Below are 23,483 nucleotides of genomic sequence, written 5' to 3'. Positions count from 1 at the left end.
ATGGGGGCCGGAAAGGCTCAGACTTTGCCTTCGAAATCCGTATGGACGAATTTGCAATCGCAGTAGCCGCATTCGACCCAACCGCGGTCTTGTGGGATTTGCAGCCAGACGCGCGGGTGGCCAAGCGCGCCTTCGCTGCCGTCGCAGGCCACGCGCCAAGTGTTCACGATGCGGGTTTCGGGCGCTTGCAGGGTCATGGAGTTGGTCCTCGGCTCAGGCGAAAGTTGCCACTCGTTATGACCAAAGCAGGCGCGCGGGGCAAGGGCTCTGCGCGGGAATGGGAGGCTTGTGCACAAAGTGGTTCAAGTGCCAGCCCACAAGGGGTAAAAGACGCTAACCAGTGACCTAGCCGGAGCAAGCAGTCTGATGAGCGCCCCCAAACCTGTCGTATTGTGCATCCTTGACGGTTGGGGCCTCAGCGAGGTGCCCGAGGGCAACGCCCCTCTGCTGGCCAAGACGCCGAATTTCGACCGGATGATGCAAGCGGGACCAAAGGCGCAGCTGATCACCCATGGCCCCGACGTTGGCCTGCCGCGCGGGCAGATGGGCAATTCCGAGGTTGGTCACACCAATATCGGCGCGGGTCGGGTGGTGGCGATGGATCTGGGGCAGATTGATCTGGCGATCGAAGAAGGCAGCTTTGCCGAGAATGCGCGGCTGCGGGGTTTTATCGCCAAACTCAAGGAAACCGGCGGCACGGCGCATCTGATGGGCGTCGTCTCGGACGGGGGGGTGCATGGGCATCTCAGCCATATGATCGCCGCCGCCCGCGCGTTGGATGCGGCGGGACTGCCGGTGGTGATCCATGCGGTGACCGATGGGCGCGACGTGGCACCGTCTTCAGCGCTTGGCTATTTCGAGACGTTGCAGGCGGCGCTGCCCGAAGGCGTCAGGATCGTCACCGTGACCGGGCGCTATTTCGCGATGGACCGCGACACTCGTTGGGACCGGGTGGGCAAGGCTTCGGCGGCAATTCTGCGCGGCGAAGGGCAGGCATTTCCCGACGCCCGCGCAGCGGTGCAGGCCGCCTACGGGCGGGGCGAGACGGATGAGTTCTTTGCCGCCAGTGTGATCGACGGCTATGCGGGGCCGGCGACGGGCGACGGGCTCTTCTGCCTTAACTTCCGCGCCGACCGCGCGCGCGAGATCATGGCGGCCTTGGGCGATCCGGGGTTCGACGCCTATGACACCGGCCCGCGCCCCGATTGGGCGGCGCTGATGGGCATGGCGGAATATTCCAAAGACCACGCCGCCTATATGACCACGATGTATCCCAAGCCGGACATCAAAAACACGCTGGGGGATTGGGTGGCGCAACAGGGGCTGCGGCAGTTCCGTTTGGCCGAAACCGAGAAATATCCGCATGTGACCTTTTTCCTCAATGGTGGCGTCGAAACTCCGGCCACGGGGGAGGACCGCAACATGCCCAAGTCGCCCAATGTCGCGACCTATGACATGCAGCCTGAGATGTCCTGCGCCGAGGTGACGGATCAGTTCGTGCAGGCGATCGAGGCAGGCTATGACCTGATCGTGGTGAACTACGCCAACCCTGACATGGTCGGCCATACCGGCGATCTGGCGGCGGCCATCGCAGCATGTGAGGCAGTGGATGCAGGGCTGGGGCGCGTGCTGTCAGCGCTTGAAGCCGCAGGCGGCGCAATGATCGTCACGGCGGATCACGGCAATTGCGAAGTGATGATCGACCCTGAGACCGGCGGCGCGCATACGGCGCATACGCTCAACCCCGTGCCAGCGGTGGCGGTGGGCGCACCCCAAGGGGCCGCCTTGCGTGACGGGCGGCTGGCCGATCTGGCACCAACGATATTGCAACTGATGGGCCTGCCGCAGCCTAAAGAAATGACCGGGAAAAGCCTGCTAACATGAAGCATTTCGCCGCGGCTGTTGTTTTTGCCTGCCTGCCCCTGATGGCACAGGCGCAGGCCGATGAGGCCGCCGCGGAGGCACGCGCGGCCGCGACCGCGTTGGAGGCGGCAGGGGCGCGGCTTGACCAAGCCGACGGCGCGCGTGACCGGGTGCAGGCGCTGACCGAAACGATTCAGGCGTTTGAGGCAGGGCTTGCCGCGATGCGAGCAGGGCTGCGTCAGGCGGCGATCAACGAGGCGCAGCTCAGCCGCAAGCTACAGGCGCGCGAGGGCGAGGTGGCGCAGTTCTTGGGCGTATTGCAAAGCATCGGTGGTGATCCCTCGCCCGTGGTGCTGTTGCACCCCGATGGCCCGATGGGCACTGCGCGTGCCGGGATGTTGCTGGCGGAATTGACGCCCGCGCTCAACGCCCGCGCCGATGCGCTGCGCCAAGACTACGAAGACATCAAAACCCTGCGTGCCTTGCAGACCGATGCGGCACAGCGGTTGCAAGAGGGGCTGACCGAAGTGCAGCGCGCCCGCACTGCGCTCAATCAGGCGATGGCCAACCGTACCGATCTGCCGACGCGCTTTACCGAAGACCCGGTGCGCACCGCGATCCTGATTGCCTCGACCGAGACATTGGATGGCTTTGCCAGTGGCCTGTCCGAAATCACCACCGGCGCGGAAGAACCCGCCCCGGTGAACCTTGACGGTCAGGTGGGCGAGCTGCCCTTGCCCGCCCAAGGCTTGGTGCTGCGCAAGGCGGGAGAGACGGATTCGGCTGGGGTCACACGGCCCGGCATGATCCTTGCCACCCGCCCCCGCGCCATCGTCACCAGCCCCGCGGCGTCGACGATCCGGTACGTCGGTCCGTTGCTGGATTTGGGCAATGTCGTGATCCTTGAGCCGCAGGTCGATACGCTGTTTGTGCTGGCGGGGCTGGATATCGTTTACGGCCAAGCCGGGCAGGTGATTGCCGGTGGCACGCCCATCGGGTTGATGGGCGGGCCGGAAAGCGGCACAAGTTCCCAGATGTCACCAAATGGTGAAGGCACTGGCACTGACCGGACGGAAACGCTCTATATAGAAGTCAGGCAAGACAACACACCTCAGGACCCGGCAGACTGGTTCCGCACCGACAAGGATAGATAGCAGATGAAGAAATTCGTGATGGCAGCCGTTGCAGGCACGGTCGCGGGGGTGGTCGCAACCACTCAGATCGCCGGACCGCTGCTGGCGCAAGAGGCCGAGAAGACGACAAATGTTTACGAACAGCTTGATCTTTTCGGGGATATTTTCGAACGCATCCGCGCGCAATATGTCGAAGATGTCGACCCCGGTGACCTGATCGAAGCCGCCATCAACGGTATGCTGACCTCGCTTGATCCGCATTCGTCGTACCTGTCGCCCAAGGACGCCGAAAAGATGCGCGAGCAGACGCGCGGCGAATTCGGGGGTTTGGGCATCGAGGTCACCCAAGAAGAGGGTTTCGTCAAAGTCGTCTCGCCCATCGATGGCACCCCTGCTGCTGAGGCCGGGATTGAGGCGGGGGATTTCATCACCCATGTCGATGGCGAAAGTCTCTTGGGTCTCGGCCTCGACGACGCGGTCGAGATGATGCGCGGGCCGGTGGGGTCAGAGATCCTCATCACCGTGGTGCGCGAAGGAGAGCCCGAGCCCTTCGACGTTTCCATCGTGCGCGACACAATCCAGCTGACCGCCGTGCGCGCCCGGACCGTGGGCAACACCGCCGTGCTGCGTCTGACAACGTTCAACGAACAGACCTATCCCAAGATGAAAGAGGGTCTGGAGCAGCAGATCGAGGATGCGGGTGGCATGGAGAATATCAACGGCATCGTCATTGATATGCGCAACAACCCCGGCGGCTTGCTTAATCAGGCGATTGCCGTGTCGGATGCCTTCCTCGAAGAAGGGGAAATCGTCAGCACCCGTGGCCGCGACATCGAAGATGGTGACCGGGTGAATGCCACGCCGGGTGATCTGGCGATGGGCAAACCGATTGTGGTGCTGATCAACGGCGGCTCTGCCTCGGCCTCGGAAATCGTCGCGGGGGCCTTGCAGGACCACCGCCGCGCCATCGTCATCGGCACCAAGAGTTTCGGCAAAGGGTCGGTTCAGACCGTCATGCCACTGCGCGGCGACGGGGCCATGCGCCTGACCACGGCGCGCTACTACACGCCTTCGGGCCGGTCGATCCAAGCGCTTGGCGTGTCGCCCGACATCGTTGTGGCCCAGCCCCCAGCCGCACCGGAGACCGAGGAAGACGAAGCATTGTCGGCACGCCCCCTCCGCTCCGAAGCCGATCTGCGCGGGCGGTTGAACAATGACAGCCTGACCGACGATCAGATCAAACAGATCGAGGACGACCGCGAAAAGGCCCGCAAGGCGGCTGAGCTGCGTGAAGAGGATTACCAACTGGCCTATGCCATCGACATCCTCAAGGGTCTGTCTGCTTTGGGCCCGAACGAGTAAAATATCGTAAACAAGATGCAAAAAGCCCCGCTGGCGACAGCGGGGCTTTTTGTTTGGGGCCGGCCTGTTAGCGGTGGGGCGGGGCGCGACCTAGAGCGCGCGGCGCCGATTGCAGTGCGGGGCGGTGCCCGCCTTACCCCGTTTCGCGGCAATGCCGCCGAAAGGCGCGTTTGAGCATGTCGAGTTCGGCGCGCAGCAGGTCCATCTCGGCCCGAATGTCATCGCCAAGCGCTTCATCCGCGATCAGGGTCACATGACCCAAGAGCGCCCCGCTGGTCTTTTCGGTGATAACGAGGGTCTGCACCCCATCGGCAATCGCCTCGGGTGGGAGGGCGAAGGAGAGGTGCCAGTGGCCCTCGGTCCCTTCGGCTTCCAGCGTCACCTCTGCCACCTCTTTGCCTTCATGCGTCACGCTGATCTGCGGGGTGTCGGTGCCGTTCCTGCCGGTCAGCACGCCGTGCCAGATGCCTTGGCGCAATACGGTCTTGGTCAGGTCAAAGTGGCTCATGACGGGGTCCTAGATCTGGGCGCGGGGGCGGCGCGAGAAAGTGAGGTCGCGCAGCACGACTTGGTTCATGTCCGGCCCCTCAAAAATAAGGTCGATCCATGCCGCCTCGATCCGCTTTTCGTTGAGATTGCTATAGGCCAGATCAAATTCGACGCTGATATTTTCCTGTCCGACGGGCAGTTCGCGGACGATCTGTTCGGTGTTCGGACCATGGCGGATGTTGAGCCGGGCAAAGATCTCAAGCGGGTGTTCCAGTTGCACGATCGTATCCATGCGGATCAGGTGGCGGCGTTTCAATCCGGTGATGGCGTCGGTGGGCAGATTAATCACCAGCGACAGGAAAGACCCATCAAATTTGAAGACATCAAGTTGCAGCCCATAGGGAGCCAAATCGGCCTCGCGCAGGTTGCGCAATTGGCGCAGGGTCAGTTCCGATTGCGCGCAATCGTGGAATAGGGTCACTTCCTCGCCCAGTGTGGATTTGGTTTCGACCGACGACATCCCCGGCGTGGCAAGCGGGCCGCGCCAAAGTTCGGGTCGCCATGCCCAATCGGCGTTATGCGGTTTCGGAAAGCCGCTGGCGCCGATCGCGGGCAGGGCGAGGCGGTCTTCTGCGCGGTGAATAAGACGATCCAGTTGGGCGCGCAGCAGCCGGGCGCGGCTGCGTTGGCGGCGCAGGGTGGCAAGATCGACCGTGGCGGCCTTGCGGGCCGCATCGGCCCAACGTTGCAGCGCGCGGGCATAGAGCTTGCTCTCCAGATAGCCGCTGGGGAAGTTGACCATGAACCTGCGCCTCTCGTTTTGTCGCAGTCTATGCAAGGCGGGCATTTCGTTCAAATGAATAGCCCCCGTGATTGTTTCCGGGGGCGGGCAGTGTTGCCAATTTGGAAACAACGGGCGGGTCAGCTGCCAGCGGCGGCAACCTGCGCGCTTTTGCTGCGGCTTTGTTGGATCAGGTCTGCGACCAGTGCACGGCCCTCTTCGGAAATGGCGCGGCTTTGCGGTGCGCCGTACAGGGTGACGCTGGCGACATGGCCGCCGATCCGTGCCATGCCGCGCCAGTGGCGGGGCGACATGCCCTCGGCGGGCACCGGCCCTTGGGCCACAAAAATCGTTGCGCCTTCAATGCTGCCGGCCTCTTGCAGCTGGCTCAGACCAGTGGCCTCGGCGACCTGTTGTGGGGTGGGCAGAGGGGCCTCCGCCTCGGCCTCGATCAGCGCCAGCGTTAGGATGCCACGCGGCGCGGCGGTGACGACCTCCGGCAGGCCAAGCGCATCGCAGCGCGCCATCAGGGCAAAGCGGCGTTTGAGGCTTTTGGGGTCGATGCAATAGCCTTGCGGGGGCACCACCTGCACCGCGCCCCCGGCAAGCGCCGTTTGCCGCAGGGGTTTGTCGGGCGCGCCGGTGCCGCCGCCAAAGGAAAAACCCTGACCGCCTTCGCAGGCGGACAGGGTGAGCATAGCAAGTGCCGCAAGAGGGCGTTTAGAGGTCCATGTAATCATGGGTCTCGGCCTGAGCGCCCGGATGTGTCACGGCACCAAGGTAGGTGGGGCCGACAAGCTTTGCGTATTTCCACAGTGCGCCGCTTTGGTAGTTCGTCGCACGGGGGCCAGACCAGCCTTTGCGGCGCTCGGCTAGCTCATCCTCGCTCAGATCGACGCTGATGCTGCCGGTGATGGCATCAAGGGTGATCATGTCGCCGTTTTTCAGCAGCGCAATCGGCCCGCCGTGTGCGGCTTCTGGCCCAACGTGACCCACGCAGAAACCACGTGTCGCGCCCGAGAAGCGGCCATCGGTGATCAGCGCCACTTTCTTGCCCATGCCCTGACCGGACAGCGCCGCCGTGGTCGCCAGCATCTCGCGCATGCCGGGGCCGCCTGCGGGGCCTTCGTTGCGGATGACGAAAACATCGCCTTCGGAATAGGCGCGGTTCTGCACGGCTTCAAAGGCGTCCTGCTCGCATTCGAACACCAGTGCCGGGCCGGTGAAAACGATGTCTTCTTCCGACATGCCCGCGATTTTCACGATGGCGCCTTCGGGGGCAAGGTTGCCTTTGAGGCCGACAACACCGCCGGTCTTGCTGATCGGATTGGCGACCGAGTGGATCACCTTGCCGTCTGCTTCGCGGGTCACTTGATCCAACACTTCGCCCATCGAGTATCCGGTGGCGGTCATGCAGTCTTCGTGAATAAGGCCCGCTTTGCGCAACTCATTCATCACCACCGGCACGCCGCCCGCATCGTAAAGATCTTTGGCCACATAAGCGCCGCCCGGTTTCATATCGACGAAATAGGGTGTGTCGCGGAAGATCTCGCAAACGTCTTCGAGGTAGAACTCGATCCCGGCTTCATGGGCCATGGCGGGCAGGTGCAGACCGGCGTTGGTCGAGCCGCCGGTGCAGGCCACAATGCGCGCTGCGTTTTCAAAGGCTTCGCGGGTGCAGATGTCGCGGGCGCGGATGTTCTTTTCGATCAGGTTCATGACCGCGGCACCGGAGGCTTCGGCATAGGCGTCGCGGCTCTCATAGGGGGCTGGCATGCCCGACGAGTTCGGCAGCGCGAGGCCGATGGCCTCTGACACGCAGGCCATTGTGTTGGCGGTGAACTGGCCCCCGCAAGCGCCAGCGGAGGGGCAAGCTACGCGCTCAAGCACGTCCAAAGCGGCTTGCGACATGGAGCCGTTCTGGAAGCGGCCCACGGCTTCGAACATGTCCTGCACGGTCAAATCGCGGCTGGCGAAATCTTCGGGCACATCGGCCCCGGCAGGCGCTTTGCCCGGCAGGATCGACCCGCCATAGAGGAAGACCGACGGCACGTTGAGGCGCAGCATGGCCATCATCATTCCCGGCAGGGATTTGTCACAGCCCGCCAGACCCACGATGGCGTCATAGCAGTGGCCGCGCATAGTCAGCTCTACCGTGTCGGCAATCGCCTCACGCGAGGCCAGCGAGGAACGCATGCCCTCATGGCCCATCGCAATCCCATCGGTGACGGTGATAGTGGTGAATTCGCGCGGGGTGCCCTGTTCGGAATGCACGCCAACTTTTACAGCCTGTGCCTGACGGTTCAGCGCGATGTTACAGGGGGCAGCTTCGTTCCAGCAGGTGGCGACGCCCACCAGCGGCTGGTGAATCTCTTCTTCGGTCATGCCCATGGCATAGTAGTAAGACCGGTGCGGCGCGCGGGCCGGGCCTTCGGTCACGTGGCGGCTGGGCAGCCGGGATTTGTCGAAGCGGGGCGTGGTGGACATCGGTGGGCTCCTTGAAACGTCTTGAATGGAATAGAGGGGCAGGGGCGGTGCTGCAAGGCTTTGGCGCGTATGAGGCGGGGGAACTGTTGTATTGCAGCGTGTTGGGGCATAGGTTCTGACCTTCTGACGCGGTCGGTTTGACCTGCCCGCAAGCGTGAAAGCCTGGCATATGCTCTGCAAGAACCACCCTCGATTTGACCTGCGCCCCTCATGACGTGGCGGCCCGATTACAGCGCCCATGCGGCCTTCGTCGCGCCCGCGCGCGCCTCATCGGCGCTTTGGCGCTTTCTCTTGGGGCTGTTCGTGGCGGTGGTGGCCTATGTCGCGCTGAATGAGCTTTATTTTCAGACGGTCTATGCGCTGGCAGGCACGGCGGCGGCATCGCTGCATGGCAACCTGCTTGATGGGGCCACGCCGCAGGCCATGTATCTGCTGCTGTTCAGTTTTGGGACCATGGCGATGGCGGTCGGTGTGACTGTGCGGGTCGTACACCGGCGCAGCGCGGGCAGCTTGCTGGGCGTGCCGGGGCGGCTTTGGCCGAGTTTTTGCGCGGTGTCCCTTGCTATGCTGGCCCTTGGGGCGGTGCTGCTGATCTTGCCGCCATGGGACATGGGCGGCGAACTGACGCCGAACCTGCCGCTTGGCCGCTGGCTGCTGCTTTTGCCCCTGTCGCTGCTGGCGGTGTTGGTGCAAGTCAGCGCCGAAGAGATCGTCTTTCGCGGCTATGTGCAGCAGCAACTGGCGGCACGGTTTCGCTCGCCGCTGATCTGGATGGTCCTGCCCTCGGCGCTTTTCGCGCTTGGTCACTACTTGCCTGCCGAGGCGGGGGAGAATGCGCTGATGGTAGCGCTCTGGGCTGGGGTTTTCGGCATATTGATGGCGGACCTCGCCGCGCGCTCCGGCTCGCTCGGGCCCGCCATCGCGGTGCATCTGTGGAACAATGTCTCGGCCATTCTCATTATCTCTCTGCCGGATGATCTCTCGGGGCTGGCGCTTTATCTGACGCCGTTTTCGATGAATGACGCGGCGGCGTTGCGGACTTGGTTGCCGGTGGATTTCGCGTTGATGTTGGTGTCGTGGCTCGCGGCACGGCTGGCGATACGCCGCTGATTGCAATTTCCCCATGCGGGGATTATCTGGAACGGAACCACAGCAGAGGCCTGCCAATGAACTGGATCACAAACTACGTCCGTCCGCGTATCAACTCGATCTTCTCGCGCCGCGAGACGCCGGACAACCTGTGGACCAAGTGTAACGAATGCGGCACCATGCTGTTTCACCGCGAGTTGGCGGACAATCTGAACGTCTGCACCAACTGCGGCCATCACATGCACATCAGCCCGCGTGAGCGGTTCAAGGCGCTGTTCGACGGTGGCATCTTTACCGAGGTGAAGGTTCCTGCGCCCACGCCAGACCCGCTGCATTTCAAGGATCAGAAGCGCTATCCCGACCGAATGAAGGCCGCGCAAAAGCAGACGGGTGAGCATGAAGCCATGCTCGTGGTTACGGGTGAGATTGGCCGCACGCCGATTGTGTCCTGTGCGCAGGATTTTTCGTTCATGGGCGGTTCCATGGGCATGTATGTGGGCAATGCGATCATTGCCGCCGCTGAAGAAGCCGTGAAGCTGAAGCGCCCTCTGGTGCTGTTCTCCGCCGCCGGTGGCGCGCGGATGCAAGAAGGTATCCTGAGCCTGATGCAGATGCCGCGCACCACGGTCGCCGTGCAGATGCTGAAAGAGGCAGGCCTGCCCTATATCGTCGTGTTAACCCATCCCACCACCGGCGGCGTCACTGCCTCCTATGCGATGTTGGGCGACGTGCAGATTGCCGAGCCGAACGCGCTGATCTGTTTTGCCGGGCCGCGCGTGATCGAACAGACCATCCGTGAAAAACTGCCCGAAGGCTTTCAGCGGGCGGAATATCTGCTCGACCATGGGATGCTCGACCGGGTGACCAAACGGACCGAGATGCGTGATGAGTTGATCACCATCACCCGCATGCTGATGGGCCTGCCGCCCGCCGTGCGGGGTGACCTGCCCGCGCCCGAAGAAGTGGAGGTGGCCGAGGCCGCCGCCGCCGTTCAGGCCGCAGCGGAGTTGCCCGTCGATACGCCTAAGAAGAAATGAGCACGCCTTCATCGGATGTCATCCTTGAACGGATGATGGCGCTGCATCCCAAAATCATCGATCTGACGCTCGACCGGATGTGGCGGCTGCTTGACGCTTTGGGCAACCCCCAAAACGGCCTGCCGCCGGTGATCCACATCGCGGGCACCAATGGCAAAGGGTCGACCCAAGCGATGATTCGCGCGGGGCTAGAGGCGGCGGGCAAGACGGTGCACGCCTATACCTCACCCCATCTGGCGCGGTTTCATGAGCGTATTCGCGTTGCAGGGCAGTTGATCTCAGAGCCCGATCTGGCGGCCGTGTTAGAAGAATGCCACGCCGCCAATGGCGGCGAAGAGATCACCTATTTCGAGATCACAACCTGCGCCGCCATTCTCGCTTTTTCGCGCAGCAGAGCCGATTACACGCTGCTGGAGGTGGGGCTAGGCGGGCGGCTGGACGCGACCAATGTCGTCGATCCCGTGCTGACGGTGATCACCCCGGTGTCGGTCGATCACCAGCAGTATCTGGGCGAAACGCTGGCCGAAATCGCGGGCGAGAAGGCTGGCATCATCAAGCGTCTTGTGCCCTGTGTGGTCGGCCCGCAGCAAGACCCCGCGCTTGAGGTGATCGAAAACCGCGCCGCGAAACTGGGCGCGCCGCTTTTGGCCTATGGCCAGCAATGGCATGTCGCGCCCGAAGCGGGGCGCATGGTCTATCAAGATGAGCGCGGCTTGCTTGATCTGCCGCGCCCCAATCTGCCCGGCGACCATCAGATCATGAACGCGGGGGCCGCGCTGGCGGCGCTGCGCCAGCTTGGGATCGATGCAGAGGCTTGCGAGGCTGCAGTGACGCAGGCGCAGTGGCCCGCGCGGATGCAGCGGCTGTCAGAGGGGCCGCTGGCCCGCATGGCGCCCGAGGGTGAGTTGTGGCTGGACGGCGGGCACAACCCCGCCGCAGGCGTGGCGCTGGCCGCGACGTTGGCCGCTTTGCCGAAACGCCCGACGCATTTAATCTGCGGCATGTTGAACACCAAAGACATCGCCGGATACTTGCGCCCCTTGGCGGCAGAGGCGGCAAGTCTGACCGCCGTGTCGATCCCCGGCGAGGCGGCGACCCTACCTGCCGAGGCGACGGCCAAAGCGGCGCGCGATGTCGGGCTCGAGACCGCCGAGGCCGATAATGTCACCGCGGCGCTCAAGGCGATCATCGCCCGCGAACCCCATGCGCGTGTGCTGATCTGCGGCTCACTCTACCTTGCCGGTAGCGTGTTGCGTGAAAACGTCTAGTTAACCATATTTGGGTGTACCGCTGCTGCGAACTGCAGATGTGGTGTATCTTGGTCTTAGGAAGTCTCCCCTTTCGAATTTGACCGAGGTGTCCCCATGCGCAATTTCAGCCAGTCCGCGCGTCACGATCAGGACGATGCACGGAAATATCAATTTATCTTCATGGCCATAGGTGTCGCCATCATCGCAGGCGGCCTGTGGTGGCTTTATGAAGTCGAGCGGCCTTATCACCCGATTTTGCAGGGCAATGACCTGCACATGCAGCCGGTAAGTGATTCCTGATTTGGCGGCAGGGGGCGGTCAGCGCCCCCAATCTTCCCCCTGCATTTCGCGCAGGCGGGAGGCTGTGCGCTCGAACTCAAAGGTGCCTTCGCCTTCGAGATAGAGCATTTCCGGCGCGGCGGCGGCAGAGCAGATCAGCCGCACCTTGGCCTCATAAAGCGCGTCGATGAGCGTGACAAAGCGCTTGGCCTCGTTAAAGTTCGAGCGGCCGAGGGTGGGGATGTTGTCCAGCAGTAGCACCCGCACGGCCTGCGCCAGCGCGAGGTAATCCGCGGCCCCCAAGGGCTGCCCGCAAAGCGCGTGGAAACCGGCGCGGGCCATGCCGTTGTGAAAGGCTGGGATCACCACTTCGCGGCCCTTCACGTGGAGGGTCAGCGGCTCGCCCTTTGTGCCTGCCAGATCGTCCCAAACCGCATCCATCGCGGCGCGGCTCTCGGCGTTGACGGGGGTGAAATAGACCTGCGACCCGGCCAGCCGATCTTGGCGGTAGTCGGTCGGGCTGGCAAGTTCATGCACCACCATGCGCTCTTTGATGAGGTCGATGAAAGGGACAAACACCTCGCGGTTGATGCCGTTTTTATACAGGTCATCGGGCAGGCGGTTGGAGGTGGTGACGACCACGACCCCGGCGGCAAAAAGCGCCTCGAACAGGCGGCCCACGATCATCGCGTCGGTGATGTCGGTGATCTGCATCTCGTCGAAAGCGAGCAGGCGCACGCTGTCGGCCACATCGCGGGCAACGGGCGCGATGGCGTCATCCACGCCGGTCTTGCGGACCTCATGCATGGCGTTGTGGATTTCCTGCATGAAGGCGTGGAAATGCACCCGGCGCGCGGGCACGTCGGGCAGATGCGCCACGAACATGTCCATCAGCATGGATTTGCCGCGCCCCACGCCACCCCAGAGGTACAGCCCCTTGGGCGGTTCGGGCGCCTTGCGAAAGAAGCTTTTCTTCGGCGGGTTGGCCAGCGCATCGCGGATGCGGTCAAACTCCGCCATGACGGTTTCTTGGGCCGGGTCGGCCTGTAGCTTGCCCTCGGCGACAAGCCGGGCATAGGTTTCGCGCATATTGCTCATGGCGGGAGAGATAGCGTGCTGGTGGGGGAGAGGAAAGGTGGTCTTGTGGAGAGGGCCAGCGCCTGCCCGTGGGTCGGCGATCCACGGCAGGTCGCTGCCACTTTATGGCTCAACCATGATGTGCGTTTGCCAAGTCCCACCCAGCCGTACTAAATCGCCTACCCGTCCGGGCGGGCAGGCGATGGCCCGGCGCCTGCGGCTTGATTCCGGGCCGAGTGTGTTTACCAGTCCGTCGGCCCCTTCTCGGCAAATTCATGCACGAGGAAGTCGATGAACGCCCGCACCTTGGGCTGGGTGAACCGGCCCGGAGGATAGACGGCGTAGATGCCCTGCGTCTCCAGCGGCAGTTCGGGGATGGCATCCTCGACCAACCCTTTCTCCATCGCATCGGCGTAAAGAAAGCTTGGCAGATAGGCGATCCCCAGTCCCGAAATCGCGGCGTTCAAAAGGCTCTGCCCGTCATTGACCGACAGCCAACCCGCCGTGCGGACCTGCCGCTTTTCACCCGAAGGTGCGGTCAACTTCCACACATTGCCAGACGACTGGTTCGAGTAATGCAGCAGCTTGTGATTGTTCAGATCGTCGATCTTTTCCGGCCGCCCGTATTGTTCGAAATATTTCGGGCTGGCGATCATGCGTTTGGTCGTCTCGGTCAGCTTGCGCGCGCGCAGGGTGCTGTCCTCCAACTCTCCGATGCGCACGGCCATGTCGAACCCTTCCGAGATCAGCTCAACGTAGCGGTTGTTCAGCACCATGTTCACCGTGATGTCGGGAAAGTCCTGCAAGAACTCCGACAAAGCGGGCGACAGGTGATTGACGCCGAAATCCGTCGCCACCGAAATCCGCAACAGCCCCGAGGGCGCGGATTGCATCGAGGTGACCAGCGCATCGGCCTCGCCTGCGTCGTTCAGCACGCGGCGGGCGCGGTCGTAATAGGCCAGCCCGATCTCCGTGGGCGACACGCGGCGGGTGGTACGGTTAAGCAACCGCGCCCCCAAGCGGGCCTCAAGTGAGGATACATGCTTTGAGACGGCGGATTTCGAGATCCCCATCTTCTTGGCAGCATCTGTAAAGCCGCCTTGATCCACCACTGTGGCAAACGCTTCCATTTCCGTAAGGCGGTCCATTGCCTGTCCCTTCGCATTGATCTTGTTGTCCTCAGGTATGGGCGGCAATTCAGGCAGGATCGGGGCAGAGGCAAGACAGTCCCGTGGTCTTTGCAGGGATCGTTCATGGCATGGAAACGGCAGAACAATCCGTTTCCGAGGGGCTTACAGCCAGCGCAGCCATTTCAGAACCGCCAGCATGAGCGCGGCGAGGCCCACCATGGCAAGGCAAAGGACGGCAAAGGCGCGCGGATCGTCCACGCCGGGCATCCCACCAACGTTCACGCCGAAAAGCCCGGTCAGAAACCCCAGCGGCAGGAACACGGCGGCGGCGATCGACAGCACATAGCCATGGCGCGCTTGGCGTTGGGCAACTTGGTTGTCGTGTTCGTCCTGTACCGTGACAATGCGTTCTTGCAGGGCGTCCAGTTCCTCCACCACGATGGCGGTGCGGTTGGCCAACTCGCGCAGCTTCATCGAATCGACATCCGGGACCAACGGCAGGTCTAGGTCCGCCAACCGCTCCAACGCACTGCGCTGCGGGGCGAGGTAGCGTTCGAGTTTGATCGTGCTGCGGCGGGTGACGGGCAGGTCTTTGGGCGGCGGGGTGCTGAGATCTTCGAGGTCGCTTTCGTAGAAAGCCGTGCGGTCCGCCAGCCGCGCCACTTCGATCTGCACCCGTGCGGTCAACCTTGAGACCAGCGCTTCGAGGAAGGCCGAAGGCCGGGCCGGGGCATTGCTCTGGGCGGCCAGCGCGCGCAACTCATCGATGGCAAAGACCCGGCGCATCCGCACAGTAATCACCACCGCATCCGTCACCCACATGCGGACCGAGACCATCTGGTCGGCCTGCTGCCCTTCGTTCAGGTTGATGCCGCGCAGATTGAGGATCAGACCGTCCTCATATTCATCGCAGCGCGGGCGCGTTTCGGGTTGCAGCAATGCGCCTGCCGGGATCTCGGGCAGGTGTTCGGCCAGCCATGGTGCCAACGCGGGATCGGCCATGTCGAAATGCCACCAACGGTAGCGCGCAGGCCCGGTCAGTTGGGTGTCTTCGGGCACCGTGGTGGTGCCGTCATCAGATATGTCAAAGACGCAGAGGGGCATGGTCACCTATTGGCTGGCAAAAGCGGTCAGGTGATTTAGCGGGTTGCGCGCGCCGGGTGCAAGGGCGCGCGCAGTGCGGGTGTTAAAGGGCAGCAGCCAGACGTGTGCCTTGATTGATCGCGCGTTTCGCGTCAAGCTCTGCGGCCACATCGGCGCCGCCGATCACATGACAGGCGGTGCCGCTGGCCTCTAGGGTGTCGGCAAGACTGCGCTCAGAGAGTTGCCCGGCGCAGAGCACGATGGTGTCGGCCTCGATCAGCGTGGGGTTCTCCCGCGCCTCGCCAAAGGAAATGTGCAGCCCCTGTTCGTCGATACTTTCGTAGTTCGCACCCGCGATCATCTTCACGTTGCGCATAGTGAGAGAGGCGCGGTGAATCCAGCCCGTGGTTTTGCCCAAGCCTTTGCCGGGTTTGCTGGTCTTGCGTTGCAGCATGGTGATCTGCCGCGCAGGTGCGGGGGGCTGTGGCCCTTCGGGGGCCAGCCCGCTGCGATGTTCGCCCGGATCGGTGACGCCCCATTCGCGCATCCATTCTGGCAGGTTCAGCGTGCTGCTCTCGCCGTCGTGGACAAGGTGTTCAGATACATCGAAACCGATCCCGCCCGCACCGATCACGGCGACCCGCTGGCCGACCTTTGCCGTGCCGTTCAGCACATCGATGTAGCTCACGACATTGCCGCCGTCTTGCCCCGGAATTTGTGGGTCACGCGGCACAACGCCGGTGGCGATGATGACCTCGTCGAAGCCGCGAAGCGCATCGGCGGTGGCTTCGGTCTCTAGCTGTACGGTCACGTCATGGACCTTGAGCATGGTACGATACCAGTCGACCAAGCCCCAAAACTCCTCTTTACCAGCGACCTGTTTGGCGAGGTTAAGTTGCCCGCCGATTTCGCTCGCGCGGTCTATCAAGGTGACCTTATGGCCGCGCTCGGCAGCAGTAATCGCGGCAGACAAGCCCGCAGGGCCAGCACCGACCACGGCCACGGATTTCGCCGCCGCTGCCGGTTCAATCCGCAACTCCGTCTCATAGCAGGCGCGTGGGTTCACAAGGCAGGTGGAGATCTTGCCGCCGAAAGTATGGTCGAGGCAAGCTTGGTTGCAGGCGATGCAAGGGGCGATCTGGTCGGCCTCGCCTGCCTTGGCTTTGGCGAGGAAGTCGGCATCTGCCAGCATCGGGCGGGCGAGGGAGACCATATCGGCGCAGCCTTCCGCCAGCATCTCTTCGGCGACCTCGGGTGTGTTGATCCGGTTGGAGGTAATGAGCGGGATGCCTACCTTGCCCATCAGCTTTTTCGTAACCCAAGCAAAGGCCGCGCGCGGGACCGAGGTGGCGATCGTGGGGATGCGCGCCTCGTGCCAGCCGATGCCGGTGTTAATGATATTAGCGCCCGCTTTCTCGACCTCTTGGGCCAGTTGCACGACCTCATCGAAGGTTGAGCCATTGGGGATGAGATCGATCATCGACAGGCGGTAGATCAGGATGAAATCATCGCCCACCGTTTCGCGCACCCGGCGCACCACCTCCAGCGGCAGGCGCATGCGGTTCTCATAGGATCCGCCCCAGCGGTCCTCGCGCTTGTTGGTATGGGTGACGAGGAACTGGTTCAGGAAATACCCCTCCGACCCCATGATCTCTACCCCATCATAGCCCGCCTCGCGGGCGCGCAGGGCGCAGGCGGCGATGTCGGCGATCTGCTTCTCGATGCCTTCCTCGTCGAGCTCCTTGGGCGCGAACATGGAGATGGGGGATTTGATCGCGCTTGGCGCCACGCATTGGGGGGTGAAGGCATAGCGGCCCGCATGGAGAATCTGCATGGCGATTTTGCCGCCCGCTTCATGCACCCGCTGAGTGATGATGCTGTGGTTGTCCACGTCCTTCTGGCTGACCATCATTGCCGCGCCATGGGCCACGGCACCTTCGCGGTTCGGCCCGATGCCGCCGGTGACCATCAAGCCCACATCGCCCCGCGCCCGTGCCGCATAGAACTCCGCCACGCGGTTCCAGTCGCCGGTTTCCTCCAGCCCGGTGTGCATCGACCCCATCAGCAACCGGTTCTTCAGCGTGGTAAAACCAAGGTCGAGCGGGGCAAGCAGGTGGGGGTAATCGGACATGGCTTTACCTTTCTGGGTGGGCTGGGTCACTGTGACACCATCGGAAACGGCAGGGCAAGTCACGCGAAACGCGGCGTCAACGATGCCGGTGCCGAAACGTCAAAGCCGCAATGTGACCGCTTTGAGCCGCGCCGTGGTCGTGCTAACTCCCTCGTGAACGCCATTCAGGAGACCTGCCCTCATGACCCCCGAAGAGATTGCCAAACTGCCCTACCGCCCTTGCGTCGGCGTGATGCTGGTGAATGCCGAGGGCGAGGTCTTTGTCGGCCAGCGGCGCGACCGGGATCAGGACGCTTGGCAGATGCCCCAAGGCGGGGTGGACAAGGGCGAGGGCGCGCCCGACGCAGCCCTGCGCGAGTTGGAGGAAGAGACCGGCATTCCCCGCGATCTGGTGCGGATCGAAGCCGAGACCTCAGGCTGGCTGCCCTATGATCTGCCGCATGAACTGGTGCCCAACATCTGGAAAGGGCGCTACCGGGGGCAGGAACAAAAATGGTTCCTCATGCGTTTTCTGGGGCAGGACGATCAGGTCAATATCCAGACGGCCGAACCTGAATTCTCGGAATGGCGTTGGATGCCCGCAGATCAACTGGTCGCGAATATCGTGCCGTTCAAACGCGCGGTATATACGGCAGTTCTTGAAGAGTTTGAGGAGAAGTTATGACACGGATCATCGCCTGCGCCCTCGCCACCTTGGCCCCGCTGCCTGCGCTTGCGCTCAGTTGTCTGCCCCATTCGGTTGAGGCGACCTATCAACGTGCGGCTAAGGCCGAGGAAAGCTATGTCGTGGTGCAGGGGCGTCTGACCTTTGACGCTGCCGCCTTGCCAAAGACCGGCAAAGTCGGGAGCAACCCGCCCGAAGAGACGCCGCTCCGGGCGCAAATCAGCGGCAAGGCGTTGTCGGAAGGGGGCTTTGACGTGCCCTTTGACCAGCCGTTGATGCTCAACGTCCTGTGTTTCGGTCCGTGGTGCGGCTCTGCCGAGGAAGGGGACGTTCTGGCCTTTCTCGAACGCAAACCGGATGGGGCCTATGCACTGGAAAGCAACCCCTGCGGCGGCGACCTCTTTGGTTCGCCGAAGCCTGCGATGGTCGACAAGGTGATCGCTTGTTTCCAAGGGGCAGAGTGCACGCCGGTTCGGTGATCCGGCTTCAGTTTTTACCCTTCGCCGTTCCTACCCTTCGATCAGCGGCACTTGCGGCGCCGCATCGCGCGGCAGCAGGCCGGTCAGGCGCGGATCATCGTCGATCTCGACCTGACGGCGAACGGGGGTGAAGCCTGAGCGCACATAAAACCCAAGCGCCTGCGGGCTGTCGTTAGTGCAGGTGTGCAGGTGCAGCCGGGTGATCGGCTGTTCCCATGCCAGGGTGATCGCTTGGTCCATCAGATACCGCCCTGATCCGCTGCCAATCAGCGCCGAGGTCAGCCCGAAGTAGGCCAGCTCGCAGCTGCCGTCTTCGGGGAAGTTCAGCTCTAGCAGCGCCTCGTCCTTGCCATCACGGGTCAGCGTATAGAAGGCCCGCGCCGGGTCTTGCAGCACCGCGGTGAGAGCTGCGTCATCCAGTTTGAGCCGCCCGTACCAGAGCCAATCCATCCCGACGCGCCGGAAAATGTCGCGAAACCAGTCGAGCGTCGGGGTGACCTTCCGAAAGGTGACTCCCTCTGGCAGGGGCACCTCCCGCAGGCTGGGTTTGGCGTCCATTTCCAAATGGGTCACCACCACCGCAAGTTTGCCGGGGGGAACATCGTGAAAGCCGCTTTCAATCATCAAACCAGCCCTTCGGCCTTGAACAGGGCCATGATGTCAGTCTGGGGGCGGGGGCCGATGTGGCGGATCACCTCGCCTGCGCAGATGTTGCCCATGCGGCCGCAGGTCTCAAGATCGCGGCTCGTGGCGAGACCATAGAGGAAGCCCGCCGCGAATTGGTCGCCCGCGCCCGTGGCATCCACCGGCACGACCTTTTCGACCGGCACGTCGACACGTTCCTCGCCCCGCACCAAGGTGACCCCGTCGCCCGACCGGGTGCAGACCACCAGAGGGCAAATCTCGGCGGTTTTGGCCAGCGCGGCTTCGGTGTCGTCGGTCTCCCAAAGGGCGCGAATCTCGGCTTCGTTGCCGATGACATAGCCCAGATCGTTTTCGATCAGCGCGAGGAAGTCGTCGCGGTGACGCTCCACGCAGAAGGGATCGGAGATGGCGATGCCCGCCATGCCGCCACCCGCCGTCGCCGCGCGCGCGGCCTCGCGAAAGGCGGTTTTGCCCGCCTCGTGGTCGAAGAGGTAGCCTTCGAGGAACATCAGCTTGGCCTTCTCCGTCACCGCCTGCGGCACGTCAGCCGAGGTCAGCCCGGTCGAGATGCCGAGATAGGTGTTCAGCGACCGTTCCCCATCCGGGGTGACGAAGATCATGCAGCGCGAGGTGGGGTTCTCCCCCTCGGTCACCGGGGCGTTGACGAAATCAATGCCGATATCGGTCATCGCCTTGGCATAGAATTGGCCCAACTCATCATCGCGCACCCGGCCGATGAAGGCGGTCTTGAGGCCCAGCGCGCCCGCGCCTGCGACCGTATTGGCGACCGAGCCGCCCGGCGTCTGCACCCGGTCTTGCATCGCGGTATAGAGGTCTTCGGCGCGGTCGCGTTCGATCAACTGCATGATGCCCTTTTCGATGCCGTTATCGGCAAGGAAAGTGTCATCGGCATGGGAGATCACGTCGACGACGGCGTTGCCGATGCCAACCACTTCGTATTGGGTCATTCTGTCTTGTCCTCGTATTGGCACAGGTCACGGATGATACAGGTGCGGCACAGCGGTTTGCGTGCCTTGCAATGATAGCGGCCATGCAGGATCAGCCAGTGATGGGCATGGCGCTGGAAATCAGCGGGGATGTTGTCTTCGATGGCGCGCTCGACTGTGTCGACCGTCTTGCCCGGTGCGATGCCGGTGCGGTTGCCAACGCGGAAGATATGCGTGTCCACCGCCTGCGCGGGCTGGCCCCACCACATATTGAGTACCACATTCGCCGTTTTGCGCCCCACCCCCGGCAGCGATTGCAGCGCCGCGCGAGAGTTCGGCACCTCACCGTCGTAATCGTTGACGAGGATTTGGCTCAGTTTGATGACGTTCTTGGCTTTCTGACGGTAGAGGCCGATGGTTTTGATATGGTCGATCAGCCCCTCAACCCCCAGATCCAGCATCTTCTGCGGGGTGTCGGCGATTTTGAAAAGCTCGCGCGTGGCTTTGTTGACGCCCGCATCGGTCGATTGCGCGCTCAACGCCACGGCCACAACCAGCGTATAGACGTTCACATGCTCCAACTCGCCCTCGGGCTCAGGCTCTGCCTGTTGGAAGCGTGCGAAGATCTCGCGGATGGTATGATAATCAAGTTGGCGGGCCATGGCTCTGGGTATGCGATGAATGACGCGGCAGGGCAAGCGGGGGCGGGCTGCGATACATTGGCGCAAGAAATGGGTCGCGCGGGGGCAGGGGCGTGGCTAATCTAGGGGCATGACACAGATCGCACAGATATCCCCCGCGCCCGAAGATCAGGGTTACCACTATCAAGTGATGCGCCGCGCCATCGCCCTGATCGACGAGGCCGAAGACCCCAAGCAACTGGACTGGATCGCCGGGGAAATGGGCATGTCCGCCGCGCATTTCCAGCGGCTGTTCTCGCGCTGGGTGGGGGTATCGCCCAAGCGCTACCAGCAATATCTGATGCTGGATCAGGCCAAGGTCATGCTGCGCGATCACTTCACCACATTGGCGGCGGCACATGAGTTGGGGCTATCAGGCAGCGGGCGGTTGCATGACTTGTTCCTGCGCTGGGAGGCGATGAGCCCCGGTGAGTTCGCCCGCAAAGGCGCAGGGCTGACGATCTATTGGGGGTGGTTTGACAGCCCCTTTGGCCCGACACTGGTGATGGGCACCGACAAAGGCATCTGCGGCTTGGCGTTGTCGTCGGAAGTAGGAGAGGACGCAGCGATGGAGGACCTTTGCAGCCGGTGGCCGCTGGCTGAGTTCGTCGAAGCACCCGACCGGCTGCGCCCATGGGTCGATACCGCGTTTGGGATGCAAAAAGACCCCGAAGCGAAGGCACCGCTCTATCTCATCGGTGCGCCGTTTCAGATCAAGGTTTGGGAGGCGCTGTTGAGCATCCCGTCGGGGCAGGTGACCACCTATTCCGAAATTGCGCAGACCGTCGGCAGCCCCCGTGCCGTGCGCGCCGTAGGCACGGCGGTGGGGCGCAATCCGGTGAGTTGGCTGATCCCCTGTCACCGCGCGCTGCGCAAAAGCGGGGGCTTGGGCGGCTATCACTGGGGGTTGCCGGTGAAACGGGCGATGCTGGCCTTTGAATCCGCGCGGGCAGAAGCGCAAACTCCCCCATCTGGGCGGGTTTCTGCCGAATAACGGTTATATGTAATGTTCGCGGGAACATTGAGTGCCTATATTGCGTTCACATCAAGATGCCCCGCCCGAACGGGGCCCGCAAACATGAAGGCAGTAGACATGATTTCTTCGAAGATGACTTTGGCCGCCGCTCTGGCCGGCGCGATGACACTGGGTGCGTGTACGCAGCCACTGCAGCCCGGCAATGGCGATCCCAACCAGCGGACCAAGAATGGCGCTTTGATCGGTGCGGGCGTCGGGGCCCTTGCCGGTGCGATTTCCGAAGGTGACGGCAAAGGCGCCCTGAAAGGCGCTTTGATCGGCGGCACGATCGGCGCGGGCGTGGGTTACTCGCTTGATAAGCAAGAGGCCGAGTTGCGCGCCGCGATGGACAGCCGTGTGGTCATTACCAACACCGGCGACCGTCTGATCGTGACCCTGCCGCAGGATATCCTGTTCGCGACCGACAGCACCAATGTATCGCCCGCCCTGCGTGACGATCTGGCCGCGCTGGCGCAGAACGTGAACGTTTATCAGAACTCCACCCTGCAGGTCGTCGGCCACACCGACAGCGATGGCGAAGCGGCGTATAACCAGCAGCTTTCCGAGCGTCGCGCACAGGCTGTGGGCAACATCCTGCTGTCCAACGGCGTGCCGCAGCAGCGTTTGCAGACATTCGGTCGCGGCGAAAGCCAGCCGGTGGCAAGCAACCTGAGTGCCGCAGGCAAGGCGCAGAACCGCCGGGTCGAGATCGTGATCCTGCCCAACGCGCGTTAAGCCGCGACCCTTTGGGAACGGTATTGAACCCCGGCCACTGGCCGGGGTTTTTCTTTGGCCTAGAGGTTGTCTTCGACCCTAAAACCCTCGGGGATGGCATCGCGCCCTTCGAGCAGCAGATCGGCCATCACCTCTGCCACTTTGGGGGCCATACCAAAGCCAATTTTGAACCCGCCATTGGCAATATACTGCCCCGGCCTGCCGGGCCATGCGCCCAGCATCGGCGCGCGGCTGCGGCTGCGGGGGCGTAGCCCGGCCCAGCGTTCGATCACCGGCGCGTCTTGCAAGGCGGGCACCGCCGCGCGGGCCTTGGCGATCACCGCGTCAAGCTGTGCATCGGTGCTGTCGGGGCTGTCATATTCGCGTTCTGTCGTGCCGCCGACTGCCACCGTGCCGTCTAGATGCGGGATGACATGCACCCCATCGGCAAAGAGTTGCGCCGCGCCGCCTCGGTCCAGTTGCAACAGCGCGGCTTGACCCTTGATCCCTGCGCCAACCAGACGCGGGTGGCCCGCGTTCAGCGTCTCCAAACCCGCGACGCCGGTGGCCCAGAGGGTCTGGCCCGCCTCGGGGGCCTCGGCCACAATCTCAACGCCTCTCACCGCCAAGGCAGCCACCAGCGCCGCGCAGGCTTGGCGTGGGTGGACGAGGGCGCTGAGGGTGTCGTGGATCAGCCAGCCGGTGGGGCTGTGCGGGGCCCAGTCGCTGCCCTCGGCGCGGATCAACTCCCACTGGGCGCGGCCTTGCCAAAGCTCGGCTGCCGTGTCCTCCCGCTGCCGCGCCAGCGCGAGCGCCGCGTCATCCGCCACCGGCTGCAAGCGCCCGCTGCGGATATAGCCGGGCGCGCGACCGCCCACGGCCTCCACCTCGGCCCAAAAGGCTTCGGCACTGAGCAGGCTCTCAAGCTGAAAGGCTTTCTTGGCGTTCCAATTCTCTGGCACATGCGGCGCCAGCGCGCCGACGATCCCGCCCGACGCGCCTGCCGCCGGCCCGGCAGGATCGACCACCCGCACCGATGCGCCGCGCAGGACGCAGGCCCAAGCCACCGACAGGCCAAAAATCCCGGCCCCTCTTACGGTTACATCCACCATTGCCATTCCCCGCCAGCTTGCGCAGTGTCTGCGCGA

24 protein-coding genes are annotated in these 23,483 nt (G+C 63.2%); 11 read left to right on the top strand and 13 right to left on the bottom strand.

Features of this window, described 5'->3' with window-relative positions; all coding sequences use genetic code 11:
• Positions 1-17: 17 nt before the first annotated feature.
• Positions 18-197, bottom strand: coding sequence for a zinc-finger domain-containing protein (locus tag A3722_RS05495; protein ID WP_067622513.1), 180 nt, complete (start codon positions 195-197; stop codon positions 18-20).
• A 169-nt stretch (positions 198-366) separates the two neighbouring features.
• On the opposite strand from A3722_RS05495, the gene gpmI reads away from it, so the two are divergent.
• From gpmI to A3722_RS05480, 3 genes are read left to right on the top strand one after another with little or no spacing between them, the layout of a single operon-like run.
• On the top strand, positions 367-1,884 hold the full coding sequence (gene gpmI, locus A3722_RS05490; RefSeq protein ID WP_067622510.1) for a 2,3-bisphosphoglycerate-independent phosphoglycerate mutase: 1,518 nt from the start codon (positions 367-369) through the stop codon (positions 1,882-1,884).
• Positions 1,881-3,017, top strand: coding sequence for a murein hydrolase activator EnvC family protein (locus A3722_RS05485; protein ID WP_067915976.1), 1,137 nt, complete (start codon positions 1,881-1,883; stop codon positions 3,015-3,017). The genes gpmI and A3722_RS05485 overlap by 4 nt, the downstream gene beginning before the upstream one ends.
• A gap of 3 nt (positions 3,018-3,020) precedes the next feature.
• Positions 3,021-4,358 (top strand): S41 family peptidase, encoded by a 1,338-nt coding sequence (locus A3722_RS05480; protein ID WP_067629308.1) that lies wholly within the window; start codon positions 3,021-3,023, stop codon positions 4,356-4,358.
• 133 nt (positions 4,359-4,491) lie between these two features.
• Here the strand turns inward: A3722_RS05480 and A3722_RS05475 are convergent, their stop codons facing one another.
• The 4 genes from A3722_RS05475 to ilvD all read right to left on the bottom strand — a co-directional run bounded on the left by A3722_RS05475 (position 4,492) and on the right by ilvD (position 8,115).
• Positions 4,492-4,866, bottom strand: coding sequence for a hypothetical protein (locus A3722_RS05475; protein WP_067629306.1), 375 nt, complete (start codon positions 4,864-4,866; stop codon positions 4,492-4,494).
• A gap of 9 nt (positions 4,867-4,875) precedes the next feature.
• Positions 4,876-5,649 carry a DUF6478 family protein gene (locus A3722_RS05470; RefSeq protein ID WP_067629304.1) on the bottom strand — a complete coding sequence of 258 codons (774 nt, stop codon included), beginning with the start codon at positions 5,647-5,649 and terminating at the stop codon, positions 4,876-4,878.
• A 119-nt stretch (positions 5,650-5,768) separates the two neighbouring features.
• Positions 5,769-6,326, bottom strand: a complete 558-nt coding sequence (locus tag A3722_RS05465) for a hypothetical protein (RefSeq protein ID WP_082849361.1) — start codon at positions 6,324-6,326, stop codon at positions 5,769-5,771.
• Positions 6,327-6,348: 22 nt separating this feature from the next.
• Entirely contained in the window at positions 6,349-8,115 is a 1,767-nt protein-coding gene (gene ilvD / locus A3722_RS05460; RefSeq protein ID WP_067629302.1) for a dihydroxy-acid dehydratase, read from the bottom strand.
• A 210-nt stretch (positions 8,116-8,325) separates the two neighbouring features.
• Between ilvD and A3722_RS05455 the strand changes: the two genes are divergently transcribed.
• The 4 genes from A3722_RS05455 to A3722_RS05440 all read left to right on the top strand — a co-directional run bounded on the left by A3722_RS05455 (position 8,326) and on the right by A3722_RS05440 (position 11,791).
• A complete protein-coding gene (locus A3722_RS05455) occupies positions 8,326-9,225 on the top strand; it encodes a CPBP family intramembrane glutamic endopeptidase (RefSeq protein ID WP_067629301.1) in 900 nt (299 codons plus the stop codon).
• A gap of 56 nt (positions 9,226-9,281) precedes the next feature.
• Complete coding sequence (gene accD / locus A3722_RS05450; RefSeq protein WP_067629300.1) at positions 9,282-10,241, top strand: acetyl-CoA carboxylase, carboxyltransferase subunit beta; 960 nt, start codon at positions 9,282-9,284, stop codon at positions 10,239-10,241.
• Positions 10,238-11,509, top strand: a complete 1,272-nt coding sequence (locus tag A3722_RS05445) for a bifunctional folylpolyglutamate synthase/dihydrofolate synthase (protein WP_067629298.1) — start codon at positions 10,238-10,240, stop codon at positions 11,507-11,509. Before accD ends, A3722_RS05445 begins: the two co-directional genes overlap by 4 nt.
• A 96-nt stretch (positions 11,510-11,605) precedes the next feature.
• Complete coding sequence (locus A3722_RS05440) at positions 11,606-11,791, top strand: hypothetical protein (protein WP_067629297.1); 186 nt, start codon at positions 11,606-11,608, stop codon at positions 11,789-11,791.
• A gap of 18 nt (positions 11,792-11,809) precedes the next feature.
• Here A3722_RS05440 and zapE read toward each other — a convergent pair whose 3' ends face one another.
• The 4 genes from zapE to A3722_RS05420 all read right to left on the bottom strand — a co-directional run bounded on the left by zapE (position 11,810) and on the right by A3722_RS05420 (position 17,191).
• Positions 11,810-12,868: a cell division protein ZapE gene (gene zapE / locus A3722_RS05435; protein WP_067629296.1), complete on the bottom strand. Its 1,059-nt coding sequence runs from the start codon at positions 12,866-12,868 to the stop codon at positions 11,810-11,812.
• 221 nt (positions 12,869-13,089) lie between these two features.
• Positions 13,090-13,995 carry a LysR family transcriptional regulator gene (locus A3722_RS05430; RefSeq protein WP_067629295.1) on the bottom strand — a complete coding sequence of 302 codons (906 nt, stop codon included), beginning with the start codon at positions 13,993-13,995 and terminating at the stop codon, positions 13,090-13,092.
• A 144-nt stretch (positions 13,996-14,139) separates the two neighbouring features.
• Positions 14,140-15,081, bottom strand: coding sequence for a zinc transporter ZntB (locus A3722_RS05425; RefSeq protein ID WP_067629293.1), 942 nt, complete (start codon positions 15,079-15,081; stop codon positions 14,140-14,142).
• Between the two features lie 82 nt (positions 15,082-15,163).
• Complete coding sequence (locus A3722_RS05420; RefSeq protein WP_067629291.1) at positions 15,164-17,191, bottom strand: NADPH-dependent 2,4-dienoyl-CoA reductase; 2,028 nt, start codon at positions 17,189-17,191, stop codon at positions 15,164-15,166.
• A 181-nt stretch (positions 17,192-17,372) separates the two neighbouring features.
• On the opposite strand from A3722_RS05420, the gene A3722_RS05415 reads away from it, so the two are divergent.
• Both A3722_RS05415 and A3722_RS05410 read left to right on the top strand, forming a co-directional pair.
• Positions 17,373-17,855, top strand: a complete 483-nt coding sequence (locus A3722_RS05415; RefSeq protein ID WP_067629289.1) for an RNA pyrophosphohydrolase — start codon at positions 17,373-17,375, stop codon at positions 17,853-17,855.
• Positions 17,852-18,334, top strand: coding sequence for a hypothetical protein (locus tag A3722_RS05410; RefSeq protein ID WP_067629283.1), 483 nt, complete (start codon positions 17,852-17,854; stop codon positions 18,332-18,334). Before A3722_RS05415 ends, A3722_RS05410 begins: the two co-directional genes overlap by 4 nt.
• A gap of 30 nt (positions 18,335-18,364) precedes the next feature.
• Here A3722_RS05410 and A3722_RS05405 read toward each other — a convergent pair whose 3' ends face one another.
• Genes A3722_RS05405 through nth form a run of 3 tightly spaced genes read right to left on the bottom strand, consistent with a single transcriptional unit; the run spans position 18,365 to position 20,588 of the window.
• The gene (locus A3722_RS05405) at positions 18,365-18,958 is read right to left on the bottom strand and encodes a GNAT family N-acetyltransferase (protein ID WP_067629281.1); all 594 of its coding nucleotides are present in this window, start codon (positions 18,956-18,958) and stop codon (positions 18,365-18,367) included.
• Entirely contained in the window at positions 18,958-19,947 is a 990-nt protein-coding gene (locus tag A3722_RS05400; RefSeq protein WP_067629279.1) for an adenosine kinase, read from the bottom strand. The genes A3722_RS05405 and A3722_RS05400 overlap by 1 nt, the downstream gene beginning before the upstream one ends.
• Positions 19,944-20,588 carry an endonuclease III gene (nth, locus tag A3722_RS05395; RefSeq protein WP_067629277.1) on the bottom strand — a complete coding sequence of 215 codons (645 nt, stop codon included), beginning with the start codon at positions 20,586-20,588 and terminating at the stop codon, positions 19,944-19,946. The genes A3722_RS05400 and nth overlap by 4 nt, the downstream gene beginning before the upstream one ends.
• A gap of 109 nt (positions 20,589-20,697) precedes the next feature.
• On the opposite strand from nth, the gene A3722_RS05390 reads away from it, so the two are divergent.
• Together A3722_RS05390 and A3722_RS05385 are read left to right on the top strand one after the other, a co-directional pair.
• Positions 20,698-21,600: a methylated-DNA--[protein]-cysteine S-methyltransferase gene (locus tag A3722_RS05390; RefSeq protein ID WP_067629274.1), complete on the top strand. Its 903-nt coding sequence runs from the start codon at positions 20,698-20,700 to the stop codon at positions 21,598-21,600.
• A 99-nt stretch (positions 21,601-21,699) separates the two neighbouring features.
• Entirely contained in the window at positions 21,700-22,356 is a 657-nt protein-coding gene (locus A3722_RS05385; protein ID WP_067629273.1) for an OmpA family protein, read from the top strand.
• A gap of 59 nt (positions 22,357-22,415) precedes the next feature.
• Here A3722_RS05385 and A3722_RS05380 read toward each other — a convergent pair whose 3' ends face one another.
• Positions 22,416-23,453: an NAD(P)/FAD-dependent oxidoreductase gene (locus A3722_RS05380; RefSeq protein WP_201721971.1), complete on the bottom strand. Its 1,038-nt coding sequence runs from the start codon at positions 23,451-23,453 to the stop codon at positions 22,416-22,418.
• Positions 23,454-23,483 lie beyond the last annotated feature (30 nt).

This window comes from Sulfitobacter sp. HI0027, from assembly GCF_001634775.1.
GTDB lineage: Bacteria > Pseudomonadota > Alphaproteobacteria > Rhodobacterales > Rhodobacteraceae > Sulfitobacter.
The sequence above is the reverse complement of the archived record's forward strand: the minus strand, read 5'-3'. Positions and strand labels throughout refer to the sequence as shown.